The sequence below is a fragment of the Paraclostridium bifermentans genome, assembly GCF_019916025.1.
GTDB classification, from domain to species: domain Bacteria; phylum Bacillota; class Clostridia; order Peptostreptococcales; family Peptostreptococcaceae; genus Paraclostridium; species Paraclostridium bifermentans.
On the sequence record NZ_CP079737.1, the window covers coordinates 2745687 to 2766559 of the forward strand.

Consider the following 20873-nt stretch of genomic DNA (forward strand, 5'->3'; position numbering starts at 1 on the left):
GTCTATTTATTAATATTACTATATATATCTTTTATAGTAAACATAAAAACTATTATAAAGCACCCTATGATTATGTAGTTAAAGTTCGAAAATATACCTATAAACAATAAACATACTAATGCATTTATTTTTTGCTTAATTTTATCTGTAACTACACTTTGACTACTAGATTCTAAATTTATTTTTATATTTTCCATTCCATCTTTAACCTGATCTGTTATTTGATTTGTAATATGAAGTTTACTAATTCCATATAAAATTAGTATCAATGTACTACCTACTCCAAATAATATATTAATACTTAATGATATTACTATTATAGTTAACCCTATTATTAATTTGAATGCTATTAAAAAAAAGCTATCTACCTTCATAGCTATATTACTTATATCTTTAAATTCATCTCTAATATCATATTCTTTACTTGGCATACTTTTCATTTTTGATTTAACTATTTCAGAATAAAAAAGCTTAATAATACCATTTATCATAAATTCATCCTCCTTTATATATATTTGTAATATTTACAATTATATTATTTCCTATACTTGTTAATACTGTTAATATAACGTAATTAAGGAGTGATTTAATGCTTATTGAAGATTTAGACTTGGAAACCAGAAGTAAAATATATAGTTTTACTAAAAAAATTTTAAGAAAATATCAAAAAGGTATAACTACAGGAAAATTAACTGCTGCTAAATTTGCTGAAAATATACTATCTAACGAAGAAATAACAGATATTATAAATTCTAATTTACTTGATGACGAGGATTTTAAAAATTCCTATACAAGTTATATTCAAACACTTATTAAGGATCAAAATGAAACTATTAGTAATTCAAAAAAGAAAAAAATTAAAAAAACAGTGTTAAAACCATCAATTACTCAACAACTTCAATTAAAAAAACTTTTACACGAAACTGGTTTTGAACTTAATATACCTCAACAATATTTAAATGAAAATGACGTTAGTAATATTTCAAAGTACATTTCCACTGGTCAAATAGATTTAGGTAATGAAAAAATTTATAATTATGTTCATAAAATACAAAAGCACTAAGGTATATAATTTCCTTAGTGCTTTTATATTTATCCTAAAGCTTTTTCTAACTTAGAAAGATGTTGAATTGGATAATACTTAAGTAATTCTCTAAATTGTTCAACTGAAAGTCCTTCAGTTGTAGTATATATTCTTATTTTTTCATCTAAATCTCCATTTATAAATTTAGTTTTTACTTCTTCAAAGTTTATTGCCATAACAACTATTCCTCCTTTTATGTATTTCATTTATATTTTGTCCATCTCTTCTATTTTTACTCTAAAATTAAAACAAATAAATTTAACTTTAATAATTTGTACACATTTTTATTTTTGAATATAAAAAAAGGAAGGTTTTACCCTTCCTTTCTTTAATTATCTTTGTTGTCCACTTAATTGTTGTTCTGCCATTTCAACTAATTTTTTAGTCATGTATCCACCAACATATCCATTTTGTCTTGCTGTCATATTTCCTTTGTCAGCAGTGTCATAATTAGATATACCTAATTCATTTGCTATTTCTAATTTCATTTGTTTTAAAGCTGCTTTAGCTTCTGGTACTGCTTTAGTGTTATTATTGTTTGTTGTCATGTTGATTACCTCTCTTTATATTAGTTTATTTGTAGTATTTATGGAGTTTTATTTATAAGTGGCAAATTTACCATGAACAACTTTTACTCCATTTACTTTGTTCGTTGTTCATGTTCTTATTATGCCAATCTTAGTTTTTTATATACTAAATTTTATAAATTTTTTATTTTTTTTTAACTACAACTGTTAAAAGAGAATTTAACAACTTATTCCCGCTAAATATCCTGTTGAAAATGCAATTTGTAAATTGAACCCACCTGTATATCCATCTACATCTATTACTTCTCCTGCAAAAAATAGACCACTAACGATCTTTGATTCCATCGTTGATGAATTTATTTCATTTGTCTTAACGCCTCCAGATGTTACTATAGCTTCATCTATAGGTCTATATCTTTTTATAGTGAATTCCATATTTTTTAATAAATTAACTAAATGTTTTCTTTGTTCTTTTGAAATCTGATGAACTGCTAAATCTTTATCTATACCACTTTGTTTAATAACATAAGGTATTAGTTTTTTAGGTAGTAAATCATCTAAACTATTTTCAAATTTTTTATTAGTATATTTTTTAAAGTCCTTTTGAATTCTCTTATCTAAAGTTTCTTCACTTAAAGCTGGCTTTAAATCTAAATAAATCTTATATGTTTCATTTTCAAAAGATTTCATTCTGCAACTTGCTGATTTTATTATAGGCCCATCTATTCCAAATTCATTAAATTCCATTTCTCCAAAATCTTCAAAGATACTTTTCCCTCTCTTATCCATTACTTTTATAGCAACATTTCTAAGAGATAGCTTATTTAACTCATAAACATCTTCCATAGTTTCAAGTCCAATTAAAGATGGTATAGGTTTCACGATAGTATGTCCTAAATTTTTAGCAAATTTATATCCATCACCTGTTGAACCTGTTCTTGGGTAACTCATTCCTCCAGTTGAAACTATTACACAATCACAGTTTATAATCTTTTTATCTTTTAAAACAACACCTTTGACGTTTCCATCTTTTACTTCTATCTTATCAACCGATGCATTCATAACAATTTTCACATTATTTTGCTTTAATTGTTTTTCTAGTGCAACAACAACATCCTTAGCTTTATCACTCTCTGGAAAAACTCTTTTTCCTCTTTCAGTCTTAGTTTTTACTCCAAGAGAATTAAACATATCTATAACTTGATCATTTGTAAATGTATAAAATGAACTATATAAAAATTTTCCATTAGTAGGGATATTTTCAATAAGCTCTTCAATATCACAATCATTAGTTATATTGCATCTTCCTTTTCCTGTTATAAGCAATTTTTTGCCTAATCTATCATTTTTCTCTAGTAAAGTAACATCGTGCCCCATACTAGACGCAGTTGATGCTGCTATCATCCCTGCTGCTCCTCCACCTATTACAACTACTTTTTTCAAATTTATCATTCCTTCCAAATTTTATCGAATAAATATGGCGCTCCTGCCATTGCATATACCATCAATATAAAATATCTTAAATAACTACCTACATAGTTTTGAGGCATAATTAATTTTAAAATAGCATATACAGCTCCTAAACTTAATAATCCAAATATATACCTAAATATTTTGGATTTTAAACTAACATCTACTTTAAAATTTATACATTGTCTTTCTATTATATAACCAACAATAAATCCACTTAATAGTCCTGCCATCTTTATGTACTCTATGCTATTTACAATAAATAGACCTAATATCATAGGAATTACTATTATCATAAAATAACTATACTTTTGACTTTCTTCAATTTTCATTATTATACAATTGCATATAATAGTGAAAAATATTCCGAAAAACCATCCAAATAATACGTCAACAGGCCAATGGACACCTAAATATAATCTTGATAATCCTATTAATATAAATATTATTGTTCCAAATAAATACATATATTTATTTTTTAATATATTCATTATACTAACCCAAAAAGTAGTTCCTATTTGAGTATGTCCACTTGGAAATGAATATCCTGTTGCAGTTGATGTTCTCATAGATTTAATTCCTTCAACACCTATTGGTCTTGGAGATTTAAAATACTCTTTTACTCCAGTGTTTAATGCTATATTTCCTGTTAATGCAAAAAGTAATCTTGCTCCATACTTTTTATTTATACACCAGTATAAAATTGAAGCTAATACTAAAATAACAGGTACCTCTGTACTCATAGTTATTATTAAAAATATCGTATCTAATATTGGATTATTAAAAGATTGTACATATTTTAATATTTCAACTTCCATATTCATTTTTAATATCACCCTCCTTTTAAAAATAAATATAATTATTATTATATAGAAAAAGAGTAGCCTAAGCTACTCTTTATTATATCCCGTCTTCGCAAAACTCAATTATTTTCTTTTTTGGTTTTATGCTATTTATTCCTGTTTCTTTTATTAAATCAATGTCTATTTCGCAACCTAACGACTCCATCATAGTAGATTCAACTACCATAGGCAAATTAGTTCCGCAAAACACTTCTATATTTTTATTTTCTAATTTTAACTCACTACTAACCTTAAATGGCGTCCCCCCTGCTAAATCTGTAAATATATATGTTTTTGCTTCAGTATTTTCATTAACTAAACACTGTATTTCTTGTTTTAAATCTCTTGGAGTCTTTTCCTCAGTAAAATCAACTATTTTTAAAAAATTATAATCCCCTAATATTAAATCCAAACTACTTTTTATTCCAGATGCAAACTTTCCATGCCCTGTTATTATAATCAATTCAACTTCCCCCTAAAATAATCCTATATACGCTCCTAATATACCTATAGCTACCATTATTAATATATTTACAAGTGGGCTTACATTTTTCTTAACCAATCCGTACATTCCAAAAGTCAATCCAAGAGGTAATATTTTAGGCATTATTCCATCTAGTATTTCTTGTACTTTTAAAGTAGTTTCTCCTATTGGAATCTCAGTTACTATATTTATATTTACATAAGAAGCTATAAGTGCACCTACAACAATCATACCTAATATTGTTGCAGCTCTTGTAAATTCTTTTGCATTTTTCGTTAACCTTGTAATACCATCAACACCAGCTTTATACGACCAATGCATTAGCCAAAATCTTAATCCTAAATGCACGACATTAAACATTAATAAGAAAACTATAGGACCTGCTATACTTCCTTGAAGTGCTAAGTTTGCTCCAACTCCTGCCGCAATTGGGAGTAATGTAAACCAGAATATCGCATCTCCTATTCCACCTAAAGGTCCCATTGCCGCAACTCTTAAGGATCTTATAGTTTGAACATCTGATTTTTTTTGCTCTAAAGATAATATAATTCCCATAACAAAAGTTATTAAAAATGGATGACAATTAAAAAACTCTAAATTATGTTTCATAGAAGTTGCTAAGTCGTCTTTATTTTTGTGTATCTTTTTAAGCCCTGGTAATATAGAGTATAACCATCCTCCAGCTTGCATTCTTTCATAGTTAAATGATGCCTGTAAAAACATAGATCTAAAAGCCATTTTATTTAAAGTCTTCTTATCTAATGTTTCTCCTTCGCTTCTGTCTATATACTCAGTATGAATTATTGATTTTTGTTCTATATTAGATGCCATCACTCATACCTCCTCCGACATTTTTAGTTTTTACACTAATATTAAAGTCGTATATAGCAACTACTAACCCTACTATAGCTAATGCTAAAAGTGGTAAGTTTAAATATGCAACTAATACAAACCCTAACATCATAAATATAGCATAATCTTTACTTAACATAACTTTAAGTAGCATTGCAAATCCTAGTGCAGGCATCATTTTTCCTGCTGCAGTTAATCCAGTCCAAACTTGTTCTGGTAAAACTCTTGTCAATGTGTCTCCTATCGCTTGCCCTGCTAATAATCCAGCTAAAACAATTAATGCAAATGATATTCCTAATATTGCCATAGCCATATAGTTTACTTTATCTATTCCCTTTGGATTAGCTTCATTAGCTGCCTTATCGCATAATCCCATTAACGGAGACATAACTGTAAATAGTGCTGTTACTGCATATTGACCTAATAATGCAAATGGTATTGCAAGTGGTAATGCTGCACTAGTGTCTAGTCCTGATGTAATTGCAAATACAGTAGCCATAATTCCGCCTATAACCGCATTTGGAGGTTGAGCTCCTCCAACTGGCATAGCCCCTATCATCATAAGTTCATATGATCCACCAACTATAAGTCCTGTGTTTAAATCTCCCATTATAGCTCCAACTATCGGTCCCATAACTATAGGTCTATATAAAGACTCTAAAAAGTTAAATTGGTCAATAGCAGCTATAAAGGTTACAATTAGTATTAAGACAATCTGCATAAAACCTAATTCCATAATTCTACCCCTTTCTTATTTAAATAATTCATCTATACTTTCAGCAGATTCACTAGGAACTCTCCTGATTTCTAGCTCTACACCTAATGCTTTAAGTTTTTTAAATGCATCTACATCACTATCATCCACACAAACAGCTTTAGAAACTTGTCTTTTACCTTGAGCCATATGCATATTTCCTATATTTACTTTTTTTATAGGAACTCCACCTTCAACAAGTTTTAAAACATCTTGTGGAGTTTCACAAATTATAGCAATATGTTGCGATTCACTAGCTCTATTTATTATATTTATTGTTTTTTCTATAGAAAAATATCTTGTTTGGGCAAAACTTGGAGCTGCCATATCCATTAATCCCTGTCTAAATTCATTTTTTGATACTTCATCATTTGCTACTAATAATAAATTAGCCCCCACACTAGAAGACCACATAGTAGCTACTTGACCGTGAATAAGTCTATTATCAATTCTCGTTAAAACTATATTTGGCATAATATCATCCCCCTTAGATTTTTTATGTAATTGTTTAAATACTTGTGTTTATACTTAATTTTACGTAGGTAACTTGTCCTTTATTATATTTTTTTGTGTAATTTAAATATATTTGAGCAAAAAAAAAAGAGAAGTACTAAACTTCTCAAAATCATTAATATATTTATTATAAAATTTTAGCTTAAAAATGCTGCTCCAACTATCCCTGCATCTGCACCTAACGTTGCTATTACAATATCTGCGAAGTCTTCATTTTTATAAATTATATACTTTCTAACTAATTCATCTAATCCATCTAATATTATATCCCCAGCTCTTGATACTCCTCCACCTAAAGATATAACTTCTGGATCTAATGTATTTATCATACCTGCAATAGCTTTCGCTAAATACTCTTTGAATCTGTTTATAGTTTCAATAGCAACTTTATCATTTAATCTATATGCATCAAATACATTTTTAGCATTTATGTTCTCTATATTATTATTAGCTAATTCTAGTATTTTACTATCATTGCCTTCTTCTATTAATTTTTTAGCATATTTTATAATAGCTGTCGCTGAACAAAAAGTTTCTAAGCATCCATTGTTCCCACAGTTACAATCAAAATAATTAGTGTCTACTATAACATGACCAATTTCAGACCCCATATTATGTGCTCCATTGAAAACTTTCCCATTTATTATTATTCCTCCACCTACTCCAGTTCCTAAAGTATACATAACACCTACATCGCAACCTTTCATACTTCCCGCTTTAGCTTCTGCCAAAGCTGCAACTGTAGCATCATTTTCAGCGTATACATTTGTTTCTGGAAACTTAGACTTTAAAGTATTTATAAAATCTTCTTCCTTCCAACCTAAGTTAACACATGTGACTTGCCCCTTTTTATTTATAAAACTAGGAACTCCAAATCCAATTGACTTAATCTCCGAAATTCGAACACCGTTTTCCTCTAACATGGTTCTTACAAGTTGATTAATATCTTCCATTATTTTTTCAAATCCACTCAAAACATCCGTTGGACATTCTTTTCTAAAAAGAATTTGCCCATTTTCATCTACTACACCAGCTTGTACTCCTGTACCACCTATGTCTACACCTATATAGTACATATTCATATCCCCCTTATTCTATAATTAAGTTCTATTTATAATTTTATTATACAATCAATCTTAATTATTTAAAATATGTTTTAAAAAAATAATAGTAGAAGATTACTCTCCTACTATTCCTATATATGGTAAGTTTCTATATTTTTCTGCATAGTCAATTCCATATCCAACTATGAACTTGTCTTCTATAACAAATCCCACATAGTCAACATGCATATCAACTTTTCTTCTTTGTGGCTTGTCTAATAACGTACATAATTTTAAAGATTTTGGATTTCTAGTTTTTAATGCTGCTACTAAATTGCTTAATGTTAATCCGCTATCTATTATATCTTCAACTATTAAAACATTTTTACCCTCTATATCTACATCTAAGTCTTTTAATATTTTAACTGTTCCTGAAGATTCTGTTGAGCTTCCATAGCTTGATACACTCATAAAATCTATGTTAACATCTAAGTTTATATTTCTTATTAAATCAGCAACAAATACACTCGCACCTTTAAGTATACCTACTACTAATAATTCTTGTCCTCTAAAGTCTTCCTCTATTCTTTTTCCTAGTTCTTTAACTTTTGTTAATATCTCTTCTTCACTTATCATTACACCTGTAACCTTGTACATAATTGTACCTCCAATTTACCGTATATTAATATATATCATTATAACATATACTTTAAATAATTTGTGAATATTTTTTTATTTTATTTAATAATAATTCGTGTTTATTTCTTATCCTTCTTATTCCCTTCATATATTTTTATTTTTTACGTATTAGTTATATATTATATGCAAATTATTATATATAATTATTATTGTAATCAATATTTTAGGAGGACTATTAAAATGAGTACAAATCATGGTGCTAACTTATACGACCTATCAAATAAACTAGGTTTTAAAAAAAATGAATTAAAAGATTTTAGTTCAAATATAAATCCATTAGGCTCTTCTAGTTTAGGTAAAAAAGCTATTTTAGATAATATAGATATGGTATCTATATATCCTGACCCAAACTACTATAACCTAAAGAATTCAATATCAGAGTATTGTAATTGTAATATAAAAAATATAGTATTAGGAAGTGGTGCAACTGAACTTATTTCATCATTTATAGAAATAGTTAATCCAAAAAAATCAGTTTTATTATCTCCATCATATTCTGAGTATGAGAAAGAGTTAAACAAAGTAAATTGTGAGATATATAAATTCTTTTCAAAAAAAGAAAATAAGTTCAAAGTAGAAGTAGATGAGTTTATAGATTACATAAACATAAATAAGTGTGATTTGGTTGTTATTTGTAACCCAAATAACCCAACTGGATTTGCATTTACTAAAAGTGAAATAAAAAAAATATTAGAAAATACAAATGCATTTTTAATGGTTGATGAAACATATATTGAATTTACAGATACACAAACTTATTCTTCTACACATTTAGTTGATAATTTTAGTAAGTTATTTGTAATAAGAGGTACCTCTAAATTTTTTGGTACACCTGGTATAAGACTTGGCTATGGACTTACATGTAATTCTCAAGTACAAGATTCAATTGCAAACCATATAGACCTTTGGAACATAAATACATTAGCATCTGTTATGGGTGAGGTCATGTTTACTGACACAGACTTTATAGATAATTCTAGTTCTATATTAAAATGCGAACGAGAATTTTTGTTGAGAGAACTTTCTTCAATTGAAGACTTAGAAGTGTATCATAGCGACGGTAATTTTATACTTAGCCAAATTAAAACAAAAAAAATAACAGCATCAAAATTGAGAGAAATTCTAATTGAAAAGAAATTTATAATAAGAGACTGTAATTCTTTTGAAGGGTTAGATGAATACTTCTTTAGAATTTGTACTTTAAATCATGATGATAATGTTTTATTGATAGAGTCTTTAAAAGATATATTCAAATAAATAAAATGTGGATTTAAAATAATATACTATTTTAAATCCACATTTTTTATTTACTTGATTCTACTCAACGTAGCTACAGCTTCGGCTCTCGTTATATCATTTTTAGGTCTGAATGTATTGTCTTCATATCCTTGCATATACTTATTCTCCAAAATTCCTTCAACCTCTTTTGTTGCCCATAAAGATACTTGATTATAATCTTTAAATTTATTTAATTTATCAAAATTGCTATCACTTATTTTTTTATAGCTAGCTATCATTTTAGCTGCTTCTTCTCTTGTAATAGGTTCATCTGGATTAAACAATTCATTAGAAACCCCATTTGCAACTCCATTAGTAAAGGCTATATCTATTTGAGTTCTGGCCCAATGATTTTTTGTATCATTAAATACCTTTCCACTACTTTTAGCCAATCCAAAATAACTATTGAAAATTTTAACAAACTCAGCCCTTGTTATTGAGTTATCAGGTCTGAATGTATTGTCTTCATATCCATCTATATATCCATCTTTATAAAATTTTTCAATTTCATTAATTGCCCAATGATTTTTTACATCCTTAAAACCATCACTAGATTCATCTACGCTAGAATCATTTACAAATACTTTATCTATGTTTCCTGTATATACATTTTTATAATATAAATATCCATTTTTTATATACATTGGATTTCCATATATATTAAGTAGTTTCACTTTATTTGACCCATCTTTATTTATTTTGTATATATATCCATTGTTGCTAGTATTAGAATAATATATGAAATTGCTACTTTTTACTACATAATCCATCTCTCTCATATATCTATATTTATCACTATTGCATTCTGGATACTTGCTCTTATCCCATACATGATCTTTCCCCATCTCACTATCACTTAATGCAAGATACGAATACCTAATTACACCTTCTCTATCTGGAAGAGGATCATCCCATGTACAATCTAATTGATACTTATAGCCATCAATATCAACAATATTCCACATATGATTCATCTTTTCACTAGTAACATATATACTATCTATGTCTACTTTGTTTAAAAGTAGTTTCATACTCATTGCATATCCTTGACAAACTCCTTTTCCTTTTATAAGTATTCCATAAACATCGAAGGCTGAATTATCTTCTGATGAATACTTTGTATTTAAAATTAAATAATCGTGTATAGCCATAACTTTTTCTATGTCTGTCATTGATTTTGACATATTTTTTCCCAAAATATTTTCAACTTTTTTATTCAATTGATTTATCATATCTTTTATTTTATCTTTTGAATCTATGTATTTAAATTCTAACTTACCATTACTCCAGTAGACAGAGTCTTCATATTTAAAATAAAAGATTTCAGGATGATCATCTAAAACCTTTTTTCTAATATTAAAAACTTCTAAACTGTCTGGAACTCCATACTTTGAAAGATTTACAGAATCTTCTAAATTAATAAGCGCATTATATATAGAATTATATAAATAGCTGTTTTTACTATCTTCAGTTTCTAGATTAGAGTTATCAAAATACTTTTTAGATTCTTTTGAATATGGATCCTCCGTAAATTTCAAATTATTATTTGCATAAATTTTTCCTGATGATACTATAACTAATATTGTTGTTAGCAATATTAAATTTTTCAAAAAACTTTTTTTATTTTTCATGTTTTTCCCCCATATTATTCCATTTTATGTCAATTATATATTATCATAATGTATCTCTATAAAAAATAAAAAGATGAAAAGTAAATACTACTCTTCATCTTTTATTGAAAAATCTACTCCCTCAATTATATTTGGGTCATAGCTTTCTTTTTTAAATTTTTTATATTTTTCTATTTCTTCACTAATTATACCTAAACTCCATAACAGTACAAATAAATCATCTACAAAACCAAATATTCCAGTTATCATCTCTGGGATAAAGTCTATCCCCGATACAAGATATGTTATAGCTATAAAAATTGCAGATGTAACTTTAGCTTTACTTATTATATTAACCTCTTTATCTGTAAAAAAGTCAGGTAATTTAAATAGATTAATTATAAACATTATTCCAAACTTAGCATCTTTAAATCTTACTAAAACTTTTTTTAATATATCTAAAAGTGTATCTAAAATTCTCATTAATACTTTCATAATTACCACCCCTAAAGTTATAACTTAAAACTATTATAACTCATAGAGCATTTTTCTTAAACATACAATTTTTACAATAAATTAATACCAGATTGCTCACATTTTTTTATCATATCTTTCGACCATATACCTACTTGAACTTCACCTATATGGGCTTTATTTAGAAAATACATACAAATTCTAGATTGACCAATTCCTCCACCTATAGTGTATGGCAATTCTCCTTTTAATAAAGACTTATGATAATCTAATTCTTTTCTATCTTCACACTTAGATAACTTTAATTGCTTTTCTAAGCTTTTTTCGTCTACTCTTATACCCATAGATGAAAGTTCTATCGCATTATCTAATACTGGGTTATAAAATAATATATCTCCATTTAATTCCCAATCGTCATAATCTGGACTTCTTCCATCATGTTTGTCTCCGGTAGATAATATTTTACCTATTTGCATTAAAAACACAGCGCCTTTTTCTTTTACAATTTTATTTTCTCTTTCTTTTGGCGTTAAACTTGGATACATATCTAAAAGTTCTTGAGATGTTATAAATGTAATCTCTTTAGGTAAAGTTTTTTGTATTTCTGGATATATACTACTTACATGTTCTTCAGTTTCTTTGAAAACTGAATAAATATTTTTTACAATACCTTTTAAAGTATCTATGTTTCTTTCTTTTTTATCTATTATTAATTCCCAGTCCCATTGATCAACATATATTGAATGAATGTTATCTAATTCTTCATCTTTTCTAATAGCATTCATATCTGTATATAAGCCTCTTCCTGTTGAAAATCCATATTTTTTTAAAGCCATTCTCTTCCATTTAGCTAAAGAGTGAACTATTTCTGCATTTTTCTTTATATCCGGAACTTCAAAGCTTACAGCCTTTTCAGTTCCATTTAAGTTGTCATTTGTTCCTGTCTCCGGTAGAACAAATAATGGTGATGATACTCTTGTAAGTTTTAATGTTTCTCCTAGCCTACTTTCAAAAAAATCTTTTAAATCTTTTATAGCTTGTTGTGTTTGAATTACTTCTAATTTTGATTCATATCCTTTTGGTATTATTAAACTCATATTAATACTCTCCTTTATATTTTTTATTTTAGAGAGTATGACGTCATACATTTTTAACTTATAGTGTGGCCATCACTATTTATTGCATAAAAAAAACTCTCATCTCTATATAAATATAGGGACGAAAGTTTATATTTCCGCGGTGCCACCCTGATTAACCTGAATATATTATCAAGTTCTCTCAAATAACGCAACAAGACAAATCTTAGTGCGTTCCAACTTGATAACGGTTTGGTTCCGTCTAAGCCTACTCTTTAAAATTTCGGTTAGCAACTCCAGGATGTTCTTCAATATAGGCTTCGTGTTGGACTCACACCATAACCAACTCGCTCTTGACTACTTCCTATATATACTCTTCCTTTCAACGTCTTTTTAAAAGATTTGAAATTGTTTAAACTTATTTTAGTTGAATTTTTTACTTATGTCAACTAAAATAAAATCCCTCAATTTTTTTATACTTTATCTAAACTAGTTTTTATCTCTAAATACATTTATTTAAAAATGTAAATTTAATTTATAGGTTTAATTTTTAATGTTCATTTATATATTTCATAAAATTTTTAATTTTTTATTAATTATTAGTAATTTCATTTGCTTTTTGATTTTTTTGAGCACTTATTTTTTTCTTTTTATAAAAATAATAAATAATTATCGCCGTAATAATAACCACTGATAAAATTATGGCAGATGTTATTTTAAAATTATCAGCTAAATGCAATGATATTGCACACATTATAATTCCTGCGATTGAATTTCCAATAAATATTCCAATCAATGCATCTCTAATTCTCATTTTAAAAATAGAAGCAAGAGCCGCCGCACTCCATGAACCAGTTGTTGGAAGTGGAACACCTACAAATAATATAATCCCTATAATGCTTACTGCTTTTAATTTTTTAGCCTTTCCCTCTATTTGTATATCTATCCATCTTATTATTTTATTAAAATATTTTTTATGTCTTAAGTAATCTATTACATTTCTAAACAATATTACTATTGGTATTGCTATAAGTGTTGATCCTATCAACGAAAAAATATATACATACACAGGATTCAGCTTCATCGCTATACCTAAAGGTATAGCTCCTCTTAACTCTATGATAGGTACCATAGATAAAAACATCAATTTAATATATTCCAACATTTACCCTCCATAAATAACTTTTTATTGTATAAATTATTATAAAAAGGTAGTCACACAAGTTGACTACCTTTTTAATCACCTAAATAAATTTCTTTTATTACATTTTACTAAATCATATAATTGATATACTAAATAAATTCCAATTCCTATAAAAATAAAACGTAACGTCGTAAAAGGTGCTGCATATCTGTCAAACGAAAAAGTTGTAGCATAAATTAATATATTTCCTAAGTATACCGATATCAATAGAAACATTTCTGCAAGCCTTCTCTTTAAAATTATACCTGTGTATAAGCATAGTATACATGCTATCCAATTTATTGAATTTGTGATTTGTAAAATCAGTTTGTTTATTGAAAAAACTTCATTCCAATAAAACACACTCTTCATCATATCTAAAGGTTTTAATATTAAATATGACAATATAAAGCTAATAGGATTACTTTTCCACCACTCACTTTGTCTATATTTAGCTTTAATTCCATCTGTTTCTAAACTTATATATCTTTTTATATACGGTTTTTCTGAACTTCCATTATCATAATACTTCTTAAATTTTTCTTTTGCTACATCATCTACATTAGTTTTATAATCTAATTCTTCATCAGATGGGTATCCTATTCCTTGATAAGTACCTAGAAGCTTTGGATTTCCAGCTCCATATGTAAGAGGTATAAAAGTATTATATATTTTATAGTTCCTTATACTCCAAGGTATAATAAAGCATAATAAAACTATGCCTATTATAACACCTTGCTTAATCAATGTTTTAAAGTCGTATCCAACTAATATCAAATATATAAACGCAAAAACAGGGTATATTCCAATATTTGCTTTAAACATAAGTGCAAACATATACATACTTAAACAAATCCAAAAATATTTTTTTTCTTGCGTCTTTCCCATCATTAAAGTTGAATAAATCATCCCAACCAAACATAATGTAAACGGAGTCTCTGTTAGTATAAGATTATCCATCCATATAAAATCTGGGCTAAAAAATAATAGTAAAGTTATAACTCCACACCATTTTGGGGCAAATACTCTAACACATTTATAAGCTAAAAATGCAGTTATACAACCCATAGTTATCCAAACCAATTTTAATACTAGCCAAAGTAAATTACCATCCCCAAATATAAATGATAAAATTCCTATTAAAATTGTCATTCCTGGCATTATCTGCGCACTTATAACTCCATGCATAGTTATTGTTCCTGTTTTTTGAAATTCAATACCACTAAGTACATAACTTAAATCATCACTATTTAAACTGTATTTAACTCCTAAATCAGCCATTGCTAAAGCTCTAATCAAAAACAATGAAATCATAATCAGTATAACAATTTTATTTTCTTTTATAAACTCAGTAATTTTATTTCTAGATTTTATACTCATTGTCATTATAATTCTCCTCCTGAGTTTGTATTTCATGATCTTTCATATAATTTTCTATAGATACCATTTGGACTAATGTTTTTATTTTATTTGCCTGACTTGAAATTATAATTGAATGTAAAAATGCAACTATAAGCAACCCTATTATTCCTATCAAATAAACTAAATTAGATGGTGTTTCAATTTTCACAATATAACATAACCATTCAATTAAACCTGGAAAAATAGATACAATTATTAAACTGCATGAAACTAAAATCCAGACTAATGAATGTTGTAACCATAACCTTTTTTTGTTAACAGCTCTAAATACTACAATTAAAAAAATTATAGAAAATAGAATAAGTTCAATTCTTAAAATACTAGACATAATTAACACCTAACCCTTTTTTCAAAACTTGCACATACTATAGCTAAAGATACCTTTATCATATAATATATAGATTTCCAAGAACTAATAGATGATACTCCACTCTCTCTACTAAACATATTTGCATGTACCTCTTTTATTTTAAGATTAGCCTTTGTTAAAGATATTATAGATTCTGGTTCGGGATAATCAACAGGATAATTAGTTGATAAATACTCTATAGCATTCTTATTTCCTGCCCTATATCCAGATGTACAATCCCTTACTACTACTTTTGAACATAATTTGATTATAAATGATAAGTATTTTATCCCAATACGTCTTAAAAGTGTAGATTTAAACCCTTCATTATCTTCTATAAACCTTGATCCTATTGTAAAGTCAGCTTCTTTATTCAAAATGGGTTTAATTACATCATCTAAAGAGTTTATATCATGTTGCCCATCTCCATCAAATTGTACTGCAATATCATAGTTGTTTATTTTAGCAAATATATATCCGGTTTGGACAGCTCCACCTATACCTAGATTATTTATAAGGTTTATACATTTTATATTATTTTTTTTGCAAATATACTTAGTGTTATCTGTTGATCCATCATTAATAACAATATAATCTAGAATATATTGTTCACATTGTTTTGAATATTTTTCAATATTGTTAACAACTCTTACTATATTATCTTCTTCATTATATGCAGGTATAATCAATAAAACTTTCATTTAAATCACTCCTTAATTTTATCTTTAAAAATAAAAAATTTACTAACTACATAGTTCAATATAACTACTATAAAAGATAATATAACTTTAGATATCATTATCCCGCTTATACTAAATATGTAGTAATTTCCTACATTGAATATACTTATGCATATTAATAGTCCTAATTGTTCAAATAAAAATGATATTATACGCGCACCTAAAAAAGATATTATTTCAGATTTTAATATCTCTATATCCCATGATTTACTATTAAATACCCATATTTTATTTGTTATGTAAGCAAATATTGTAGCTACTATAAAAGCTATTGTATTTACAGTTAGTGTGTTTTTTTCTCCAAATATAATAATTCCAATTACAAATGTTGTGTAATTAACTAATGTGGTTAAAACACCAAAAAATAAATAACTTAAAGTTTCCTTATTTAAAACTGATTTTATACTATCTTTCACATAATTCTCCTTTTTATCTTTTTATACTATTAATATATCAAAATTCCTTATCAAATGTCAATTTTTACCTAATTTTCAATCTTATTGACTAAGTATGCAAGTTTATTGTTTAAATAAAATAAAAAAGTTGCTATAATATAGCAACTTTTTTATTTTATTTAATATATTACATATTGAAAGTTTTATCTACGTAAGCTTTTATCTCTTCTGCTGTTCCCATAGTTAATACTTCATTAGCAAATTTTTTCATATCTTCATAGTTAACAGAAGTTATGAACTTTCTAGCTGGAAGTATAGATATTGGAGACATAGAGAATTCATCAAGTCCCATTCCTAAAAGAATAGGTATCATTCTTTGATCTCCTGCAGACTCTCCGCACATACCTACCCATTTACCTTCTTTATGAGCGTTATCTATTACCATTTTTATAAGTCTTAATACAGCTGGATTAAATTGATTATATAAATAACTTATTTTTTGGTTCATTCTATCTACTGCACAAGTATATTGAATTAAGTCATTAGTTCCTATAGAGAAGAAATCCACATGTTTAGCTAATATATCTGATATAACTGCTGCAGATGGTATTTCTATCATCATTCCAACTTCTACATCCTTAGAATATTCGATTCCTTTAACATCCATTTCAGCTAAAACTTCTTTTATTATAGCCTTAGCTTTTAATAGTTCTTCTAAAGAAGATATCATAGGGAACATTATTCTTAATTTTCCATGTACACTAGCTCTATATAAAGCTCTTAATTGAGTTTTAAATATATCTGTTCTATCTAAGCATAGTCTTATAGCTCTATATCCTAAGAACGGATTCATTTCCTCGTCCATTTTGAAATATTTTAATTCTTTATCTCCACCTATATCTAAAGTTCTTATTACTATAGGCTTTCCATTCATACCTTCAAGAACTGCTTTATATGCTTCATATTGTTCTTCTTCACTTGGGAAATCATCTTCCTTGTCCATGTATAAGAACTCAGTTCTATATAGTCCTACACCTTCTGCATCATTTTTTAGTAATCCTTCTAAATCATTAGGGCTTCCGATATTCCCTGCAAGCTCTACATGTCTACCATCAAGAGTTATAGAAGTTTTTCCTATTAATTGTTTTAATGCTTCTTTTTCTTCATCAAACTTAGCCTTTAAATCTCTATACTCATTTATAACTTTTTCATCTGGGTTAACTATAACTTGTCCTGTTTCGCCATTGAATACTATAAAATCTCCATCCTTAACATTTTCAGTTACATCACTAAGTCCAACTACTGCAGCTATTTCTAATGTTCTAGCCATTATAGCAGTATGAGAAGTTCTACCACCTATATTAGTTAAGAATCCTAAAACCATTTTTTTATTCATTGTTGCAGTATCTGATGGTGTTAAGTCGTGAGCTATTAATATAACTTCTTCAGATAAAGCTGATAAATCTACAACTTTTATCCCTAATATATGTCTTAAAACTCTGTTTGTAACATCCTTGATATCTGCTGCTCTTTCTCTCATATATTCATTGTCCATTGACTCAAATATACTTACAAACATTTCTTTAACTTCGTTTAACGCAAAGTCAGCATTTACCTTTTCATCTCTTATTTTAGCTATAGTCTGATCTATTAATTCTGGATCTTGTAAAACTAATAGGTGAGCTTCAAATATTTCAGCTTCATGTTCCCCTAATTCAACTTTAGCTCTTTCTTTTACTTGCTCTAACTCTTTTTTTGACTCTTCTACTGCAGCTTGTAACTTTTCAACTTCAGTCTCAACATTTTCTATGTTTTTTTTCTCTATATTAAGTTCGCTATGTTCTATAACCAAAGCTTTTCCTAAAGCTACTCCTGGCGATGCTCCTGTTCCTTTATACATATATGCGTCCTCCCATTGTCTTGTGTATACATTATATATATTCAACAAACCTCGGTTTTCACCGAGGCTTTTTATTTTTTATTATTCACCAAATCCGCTTTCTATTAACTCAACTAATGCGTTAACTGCTGATTCTTGATCTTCTCCATTAGCAACTACAACAACTTCATCTCCTTGAGCTAATCCTAAACTCATTATTCCCATTATTGATTTAGCATTTACAACTTTATCTTTTGCCTTTATCTCTACTGTTGATTTGAACTCAGATGCTTTCTTTACAAACATTCCTGCTGGTCTAGCATGTAATCCACTTGCATTTTTGATAGTTACTATTTTTTCCATTGTAATACCTCCATAGATTTCATTTGTTATATTTTGATATAAATATTTGCAATATTAATTTATGCCTTTATATCATTTATTATTATATTTGTTAAAAGTTTAGTAAACCTATTCCTATGAATTGTAATTATAGGTCTAGTTTCAAAACTAGCTTCCCAATTCACATTAGAATTCATATTAGTATTTACTACTTCTACTACCTTATTAAAATCATATAAGTTTGTTCTATTTATATTATTTTCCTCAAGCTTTTTCTCATATATACAATAAAATAAATCTTTATACGAGAAGTCTTTTGGTAAATTTAAACACTCTCCTAATTTTGGAATTATGTTTTCTAAAAGTGTTCTTTTACTTATATCTCTTTTTATGTTCAATGCCTTTGTTAATGATTCTATAGTTTCTTTGCTCAAGTTGCTTAACTTGTAAAAACAATAATCATCATCATATTTATATTCCTTGTTGAAATAATATCTTAGACCATCATATCTGTCAAAGGTTTTCATAGCATCAAAATACCCTAGCTTAATGTTTTTACTTACATTGTCTGGATCTAAGTTTAGACACCCTCCTAGAGATTCTGACGGCACAATTATCTTCATGTTCACATCTTGATGGTGATTTAAATTTATCTTTCCAAATAAATCATCAACTAGTCTTATAACAACAATATCTTCATATCCTTTTTCACTTAATAAACTTACAGGTATATTATTATGAAATAAACCATCTAAAAATAATTTATCGTCTAATTTATCTAGTTTAAATATAGGCAAACTAGCACTTGCAATTAGATAGTCTAGTAATTTTCCTTTTTCAATATTTTCTAAGAACATAGGACTTGGAATTATTTTTCCATCCCATACAACTGTTACTAATCCAAAATCTTTGTTGGAATTTCTTATAATGTCTTCATCTATGGTCTTTTCTAATAAACTTCTAAATGGACTTATATCTATTCCTTTATTTTTTCTAGCTTTATTTATAAGAGATATCACTCTATTTATATTTTTAGGAGTAAAGTCAACATTTTTTATATTGTGATATGTTTCCTCATCCACATCCATAAAATGAGTGTAGTCATACTTAGTCCATATCTCTTCTAGTACCTCTAGGTTATTTTGGACTATATACGCTCCATTCAAGGCTCCTATAGAAGTTCCTGCAACACCTTTAAATTCTATACCTAACTCTCTTAACGCCTTATATGCACCTAACTGGTAAGCACCCTTTGTGCCTCCACCTTCAAGTACTAATCCTTTCATAAATATCACCTTATATAAGTTATAAAGATATATCTTCCTAAAAACAAATATATTACAAGTTTCTCCCTATTTCAAGTAAAAATTATATTTTTTTATAATATTTATTCAATTTTAATTTTATGTTAGATTCTAAAAACAACATGGAAGCTTGTATTTTTAGCATTTCATTAAATTAAATATGCAAAATTTACTATTTTTACTATTTCACATCTAAATCACTATTTACTATTTTTACTACTTTTAAGAACATCTTTTTCTCTATGGGATTTAGCTTTATATTTGACATTATATAGTTATTAGGATCTATTAAATATATCTTTTTATAACCAGTTTTATAAAACATCATACAAACATTTTTAATATCAGAAAAATTATCTGCATCAAATGGATCTACATCTATTATTAAATTATACTTAGATGTTTTTATTCCCTTTATTTTATCTTTATAATCATTTACAAACGTTTTTATTTCATTGCTATTTAAATATCCATTAACTTTTATATACACTTTACTATTTTCACCTAAAACCTGAGTATATATCATAATTTCCCCCCTGTAAAATACATTTAC

The 20873-nt window shown here is 27.3% G+C and carries 25 protein-coding genes and 1 other annotated feature; of the genes, 2 read left to right on the forward strand and 23 right to left on the reverse strand.

The features are described from left to right. Positions 1–2 precede the first annotated feature (2 nt). Positions 3–491, reverse strand: a complete 489-nt coding sequence (locus KXZ80_RS13265; RefSeq protein ID WP_021433904.1) for a hypothetical protein — start codon at positions 489–491, stop codon at positions 3–5. Positions 492–589: 98 nt separating this feature from the next. Here KXZ80_RS13265 and KXZ80_RS13270 point away from each other — a divergent pair, with 98 nt between their 5' ends. Beyond that, positions 590–1063 carry a hypothetical protein gene (locus tag KXZ80_RS13270; RefSeq protein ID WP_021433905.1) on the forward strand — a complete coding sequence of 158 codons (474 nt, stop codon included), beginning with the start codon at positions 590–592 and terminating at the stop codon, positions 1061–1063. A gap of 29 nt (positions 1064–1092) precedes the next feature. Here KXZ80_RS13270 and KXZ80_RS13275 read toward each other — a convergent pair whose 3' ends face one another. From KXZ80_RS13275 to hpt, 10 genes are all read right to left on the reverse strand, one after another. Beyond that, the gene (locus KXZ80_RS13275; protein ID WP_119472409.1) at positions 1093–1290 is read right to left on the reverse strand and encodes a hypothetical protein; all 198 of its coding nucleotides are present in this window, start codon (positions 1288–1290) and stop codon (positions 1093–1095) included. 126 nt (positions 1291–1416) lie between these two features. Continuing rightward, positions 1417–1632 carry an alpha/beta-type small acid-soluble spore protein gene (locus KXZ80_RS13280; protein ID WP_021430022.1) on the reverse strand — a complete coding sequence of 72 codons (216 nt, stop codon included), beginning with the start codon at positions 1630–1632 and terminating at the stop codon, positions 1417–1419. A 198-nt stretch (positions 1633–1830) separates the two neighbouring features. After that, complete coding sequence (locus tag KXZ80_RS13285) at positions 1831–3054, reverse strand: BaiN/RdsA family NAD(P)/FAD-dependent oxidoreductase (RefSeq protein WP_021433906.1); 1224 nt, start codon at positions 3052–3054, stop codon at positions 1831–1833. 5 nt (positions 3055–3059) lie between these two features. Then, positions 3060–3905 (reverse strand): phosphatase PAP2 family protein, encoded by an 846-nt coding sequence (locus KXZ80_RS13290; RefSeq protein WP_021433907.1) that lies wholly within the window; start codon positions 3903–3905, stop codon positions 3060–3062. Positions 3906–3981: 76 nt separating this feature from the next. Then, positions 3982–4386: a PTS sugar transporter subunit IIA gene (locus KXZ80_RS13295; RefSeq protein WP_021433908.1), complete on the reverse strand. Its 405-nt coding sequence runs from the start codon at positions 4384–4386 to the stop codon at positions 3982–3984. A gap of 12 nt (positions 4387–4398) precedes the next feature. Next, on the reverse strand, positions 4399–5238 hold the full coding sequence (locus tag KXZ80_RS13300; protein ID WP_021433909.1) for a PTS system mannose/fructose/sorbose family transporter subunit IID: 840 nt from the start codon (positions 5236–5238) through the stop codon (positions 4399–4401). Then, positions 5228–5995: a PTS mannose/fructose/sorbose/N-acetylgalactosamine transporter subunit IIC gene (locus tag KXZ80_RS13305; RefSeq protein WP_021433910.1), complete on the reverse strand. Its 768-nt coding sequence runs from the start codon at positions 5993–5995 to the stop codon at positions 5228–5230. The genes KXZ80_RS13300 and KXZ80_RS13305 overlap by 11 nt, the downstream gene beginning before the upstream one ends. A 15-nt stretch (positions 5996–6010) precedes the next feature. Next, on the reverse strand, positions 6011–6487 hold the full coding sequence (agaB, locus tag KXZ80_RS13310) for a PTS galactosamine transporter subunit IIB (protein WP_021433911.1): 477 nt from the start codon (positions 6485–6487) through the stop codon (positions 6011–6013). Between the two features lie 176 nt (positions 6488–6663). Continuing rightward, positions 6664–7602, reverse strand: coding sequence for an ROK family protein (locus tag KXZ80_RS13315; protein ID WP_021433912.1), 939 nt, complete (start codon positions 7600–7602; stop codon positions 6664–6666). Between the two features lie 102 nt (positions 7603–7704). Continuing rightward, positions 7705–8226, reverse strand: coding sequence for a hypoxanthine phosphoribosyltransferase (gene hpt, locus KXZ80_RS13320; protein ID WP_021433913.1), 522 nt, complete (start codon positions 8224–8226; stop codon positions 7705–7707). A gap of 222 nt (positions 8227–8448) precedes the next feature. Between hpt and KXZ80_RS13325 the strand changes: the two genes are divergently transcribed. Then, positions 8449–9525, forward strand: coding sequence for a pyridoxal phosphate-dependent aminotransferase (locus KXZ80_RS13325; protein WP_021433914.1), 1077 nt, complete (start codon positions 8449–8451; stop codon positions 9523–9525). A 50-nt stretch (positions 9526–9575) separates the two neighbouring features. Here KXZ80_RS13325 and KXZ80_RS13330 read toward each other — a convergent pair whose 3' ends face one another. The 12 genes from KXZ80_RS13330 to KXZ80_RS13385 form a co-directional block, all read right to left on the reverse strand. After that, positions 9576–11177 carry an S-layer homology domain-containing protein gene (locus tag KXZ80_RS13330; protein WP_021433915.1) on the reverse strand — a complete coding sequence of 534 codons (1602 nt, stop codon included), beginning with the start codon at positions 11175–11177 and terminating at the stop codon, positions 9576–9578. Between the two features lie 87 nt (positions 11178–11264). Further along, complete coding sequence (locus tag KXZ80_RS13335) at positions 11265–11651, reverse strand: YkvA family protein (RefSeq protein ID WP_021433916.1); 387 nt, start codon at positions 11649–11651, stop codon at positions 11265–11267. A gap of 71 nt (positions 11652–11722) precedes the next feature. Beyond that, positions 11723–12727, reverse strand: coding sequence for an aspartate--ammonia ligase (gene asnA, locus KXZ80_RS13340; protein ID WP_021433917.1), 1005 nt, complete (start codon positions 12725–12727; stop codon positions 11723–11725). Positions 12728–12841: 114 nt separating this feature from the next. Next, positions 12842–13101, reverse strand: a binding site (T-box leader). Positions 13102–13298: 197 nt separating this feature from the next. Then, positions 13299–13868, reverse strand: a complete 570-nt coding sequence (locus KXZ80_RS13345; protein WP_052011337.1) for a COG2426 family protein — start codon at positions 13866–13868, stop codon at positions 13299–13301. Positions 13869–13946: 78 nt separating this feature from the next. Further along, the gene (locus tag KXZ80_RS13350) at positions 13947–15275 is read right to left on the reverse strand and encodes a glycosyltransferase family 39 protein (protein ID WP_021433919.1); all 1329 of its coding nucleotides are present in this window, start codon (positions 15273–15275) and stop codon (positions 13947–13949) included. Next, positions 15253–15639: a DUF2304 domain-containing protein gene (locus tag KXZ80_RS13355; protein WP_052011340.1), complete on the reverse strand. Its 387-nt coding sequence runs from the start codon at positions 15637–15639 to the stop codon at positions 15253–15255. Before KXZ80_RS13355 ends, KXZ80_RS13350 begins: the two co-directional genes overlap by 23 nt. A gap of 2 nt (positions 15640–15641) precedes the next feature. Beyond that, positions 15642–16361, reverse strand: coding sequence for a glycosyltransferase family 2 protein (locus KXZ80_RS13360; protein WP_021433921.1), 720 nt, complete (start codon positions 16359–16361; stop codon positions 15642–15644). Positions 16362–16366: 5 nt separating this feature from the next. Continuing rightward, positions 16367–16816, reverse strand: a complete 450-nt coding sequence (locus tag KXZ80_RS13365) for a GtrA family protein (protein WP_021433922.1) — start codon at positions 16814–16816, stop codon at positions 16367–16369. Between the two features lie 166 nt (positions 16817–16982). Then, complete coding sequence (ptsP, locus tag KXZ80_RS13370) at positions 16983–18695, reverse strand: phosphoenolpyruvate--protein phosphotransferase (protein ID WP_021433923.1); 1713 nt, start codon at positions 18693–18695, stop codon at positions 16983–16985. An 81-nt stretch (positions 18696–18776) separates the two neighbouring features. Beyond that, the gene (locus tag KXZ80_RS13375) at positions 18777–19037 is read right to left on the reverse strand and encodes an HPr family phosphocarrier protein (protein ID WP_021429993.1); all 261 of its coding nucleotides are present in this window, start codon (positions 19035–19037) and stop codon (positions 18777–18779) included. A 59-nt stretch (positions 19038–19096) separates the two neighbouring features. Next, a complete protein-coding gene (locus tag KXZ80_RS13380) occupies positions 19097–20302 on the reverse strand; it encodes a patatin-like phospholipase family protein (RefSeq protein ID WP_021433924.1) in 1206 nt (401 codons plus the stop codon). A 199-nt stretch (positions 20303–20501) separates the two neighbouring features. Beyond that, complete coding sequence (locus KXZ80_RS13385; RefSeq protein ID WP_021430017.1) at positions 20502–20846, reverse strand: hypothetical protein; 345 nt, start codon at positions 20844–20846, stop codon at positions 20502–20504. Positions 20847–20873: the final 27 nt, after the last annotated feature.